Origin of the sequence: Desulfosarcina sp. (assembly GCF_041551955.1) — a bacterium.
Classification (GTDB): domain Bacteria; phylum Desulfobacterota; class Desulfobacteria; order Desulfobacterales; family Desulfosarcinaceae; genus Desulfosarcina.
In genome coordinates, this window is record NZ_JBFELV010000503.1 from 1 (window position 1) to 3434 (window position 3434).

At 49.1% G+C, this 3434-nt stretch carries 4 protein-coding genes; all 4 read right to left on the reverse strand.

The window, feature by feature from the left end; translation table 11 throughout:
* Positions 1 to 58: 58 nt before the first annotated feature.
* Entirely contained in the window at positions 59 to 1870 is a 1812-nt protein-coding gene (locus ABYV26_RS23185) for a GDSL-type esterase/lipase family protein (RefSeq protein WP_372683725.1), read from the reverse strand.
* Between the two features lie 168 nt (positions 1871 to 2038).
* The gene (locus tag ABYV26_RS23190; RefSeq protein WP_372683726.1) at positions 2039 to 2416 is read right to left on the reverse strand and encodes a type II toxin-antitoxin system VapC family toxin; all 378 of its coding nucleotides are present in this window, start codon (positions 2414 to 2416) and stop codon (positions 2039 to 2041) included.
* A gap of 232 nt (positions 2417 to 2648) precedes the next feature.
* Entirely contained in the window at positions 2649 to 3032 is a 384-nt protein-coding gene (locus tag ABYV26_RS23195; RefSeq protein WP_372683727.1) for a four helix bundle protein, read from the reverse strand.
* A gap of 79 nt (positions 3033 to 3111) precedes the next feature.
* Complete coding sequence (locus ABYV26_RS23200) at positions 3112 to 3345, reverse strand: type II toxin-antitoxin system Phd/YefM family antitoxin (protein WP_372683728.1); 234 nt, start codon at positions 3343 to 3345, stop codon at positions 3112 to 3114.
* Positions 3346 to 3434 lie beyond the last annotated feature (89 nt).

Below are 3434 nucleotides of genomic sequence, written 5' to 3' on the forward strand. Positions count from 1 at the left end.
TTCCGCGCCCAACCGTGTAAGGCCGGCGGCTGCACAACCAACCGAATCCCTTTTTTTATCAAGGCGTTGCAAGCAGGATCGTCGCCCAATCCTCGGCCATGACCTGGTAGCCGGCATCGTTGGGATGGATGCCATCCGGCGGTGTATACAGGTTGCTATTGTTGTATTCCCCCAGGAAAGCCGCATAGAGGTCCGGACCCAGATATACGTTGTCGCTGGTGGCCGCAATCAGCGCGATTCTGCCGTTATACCCTTGGATTAGCGTGTCGAATTCGAGGTTGCCGGCGTCATCGTACCTCGGCGGAATAAGGGCAATGTGAGCCCGTGCGACATCGGTCAGGGCCGTGTTGACAATATTTCTCACCGACGATTCATACGCATCGGCTGAAATGTTGTCTGGTGCATCATTGGTCCCGATCAGCAGCAGCATCGCATTGGCCCGCGGGTGGCGCTCCAGGATGGCATCAATCGGGTCCCCATCCAGATCGGCGGCATGGGCGCCCGGTACGCCTTCGTTGAAAACGATCCGGGGAGGCGATCCGGCATCCATCAGTTCATCGCTCAGCGGCGCCTCGAAGCCCTGCCTGGCAACGATTCGGCCATCCATTGAAAAGTTGTTGTTCGGGTTCTCGTCACCGATGCCGTCGGTAATGCTGTCCCCCACAGCGATGAAGTAATCCCCGCCGACACCGACAACGGTGTTGGTGTCACGATGCACTTCCTGGTTCTGCGCGTCTTTCAAAATAGCTGCGATCTCGTGCTCACCGGTGGCAACGGCTGGGAACAGGGTGGTGTAACGGTTGCCCGAAACCACCGTGGCCGACGTCTCCGCACCGCCATCCAGGCTGAAGACCACCTGGCTGCCCACCGGTGGGTTGAGCACCACCGCCTCGACGGTCAACGCATCCCCATCGTCGCGGGTCAACGCGATGGAATGCGCCAGGGGCGAGGCCACAGCCACCATGGGTTGCGGGGAGTTTTCGGAAATAACCACATTGTCGAAGCTGACGCTGTCCTGACAGTAAAGGGCGACAGTCCCTGGCGAAATGGAAAGATTCGATTCGACAAACAGGGGATCATCATCATCGATCCAGACCATGATCGTATCCTGGTTGACTTCAACGGTGAGGGTCATGGGTTGGCCCTCGATGTACCCGATTGAATTCACGGCCAGCGTGGTAAAGCCAGTCCCATTCTTTCTTTCCAGGCGGGTAAAACCAAAGCGTGAATTCATCGACAAACGATAATAAGTGGTGGCGTTGTAGGGAAACATGATGCCGACATCATTTCCATCACGCGTACCGCCGTTATTAGTTCGCGGGGTGATGTCCACGCTGAAGCGGAATGACGTGCTCCCGGTGAAGGCCGAACCATTGAGGTAGGCAAAGGTTCCGCGGTGATAGGTGGTCAGAAAAGGACTGGTGGCCACATTTTCCGACTGGTACAGCTCGCCGAGAGAAACCTGCCAGGACGGCGTATTGCCTGTATCGTCGACGAACGTCCAGCTTGCCAGGCTGGAGGAACCATCAAATGAATCCGAGAACAAAACCTCGCTTACATACACGGCGACCGTATCGGTATGCTGGGCCCCCGCGTCGTCAGTCACGGTGTAGCTGAAGGTCAATGTCCCGGTTGCCGACGGTGCCGTGAAGCTAGGATCCGATCTCGTCGGATCATCCAAAAGGACCGTCGTGCCGCCGGTCTGCTCCCATTGCTGGGATTGGACGATGCCGTCGGTATCCAAAGCGGTGCCGGCCAGGATAACGACAGCGGCATCATAGGTGAACTGATCCGCACCGGCATCGGCCACCGGTGGCACGTTGGTCGACTGCAGGGTTCCGTCGCCGCCTCCGCCGCCACACCCCGTCATGACATATATCAAACAAAGACTAATAGTCAGAATCAATTTATTCATCACCATCTTCATCTCAACGTCCCCATTAAACCAATGATTTTAAGCGTTTTGCCCCCAAGGATTGTCGACTTTCTGTCACAATCGATTCAAAATCGATACAATCGATCCTTGAATATCGACCGATTATGAGCGAAATTTTTTGATTTGTAAGTCTTTAATTATTTTATAATGTTTGTCATTACCGGTCAGGATGGGCAATCCGTAGGCAATTGCCGTAGCACCTATCAAAGCATCAGCCAATTGAACAGAATGGCTTAGATAGTGTTGTTCGACGAAGAACATGGCTTTAACGGATATATCTTCTGAAATATATAGAATTTTCGATTTCCACCCATAGAGCGCCCTACGAAAAGTATTCAGCTCATTATTGCTTCGCATGCCTTGGACCAACTCCATGTAGGTAACGACAGAAATAAAAAATTTACCTAAATTTTCAATTGTTTTATATGCCTTTTCATTCCCTTTCATATACCAGGTGATAACATCAGTATCGACAATCATTGAGTACACCGTCTCAAACTTTCATTCTCGAATTTTCGAAAAACAAGTTGACCGAATTTTGATATACAAAATCCAACAGACAAGTTACGAGTTACGATTTTTTCTTTGAGACGCTTCAAGATTAAACGCCCTGTTTCACTCGTCATACGTTATTTCTTGTTCGTCATTCGATTATTGCCAGCCCGACAAGGGCTACTTCAAACAATCGAATATCAAACCGCCAAATTACGAGTTACGAATTTTTTCTTTTATTTTTTTTAGCAGTTTTAACACTAGCCACAAAAATTGAAATTAATTGACTGCTTTCATCAATTAATGGCTCAAGTTTTGATGCCTGTTTTAACAAGTTAGCTTTTCCAATGATAAGCAACCATATCCTCGTTTCACGCAGTTCTTTCAAAGATATTTTCATTTTATGGACAAAGTCAGCACGAGATTCCGCATCTTGAGCTTCACCATAATTAGGAGCCGGAGATGTACCACACCTTATAAGTTGCCCGGCAATGTGATTTCCTGCTTTTGTTTTAGATAAGGATTCTGCTACGTGAATAATTCTGACGGCAAAATCGATGAGACGTGCTTCAAGATTATATTTTTCTTTCTCGTCATTCGTCATTTCTTGTTCGTCACTCGATTATTGCCGTCCAGGTATTTAAATCGCCAACTCTGTGGGAAGAACCTTTGGGAGCGCAGCACTATCCTCTTCCTTTTCTTAACCCCCTGACATATTCGTCCACATCCCGGACCATATCACTATCTTTCCAGATTCCAAACAATTGGTTTTGTATGGGTTCCTCATCTTTTTCCTTGTAGGGAACAAGTTTGGCACAAGGCCTGCCACGAAAGGTTATGACAACCTCCTCGCCCCGCTTGACTGTGCCGAGTAGCTCTTTTGAGTGAAATCTGAGATCTTTAGCCGTCGCTTTCATGCGTGTACCTCCATTTTTCATAGTTTACACTTTGAAATGTAAACTAATAGAGGGAGCATGTCAATCTGTGACTTTAATCCGAAGATAAA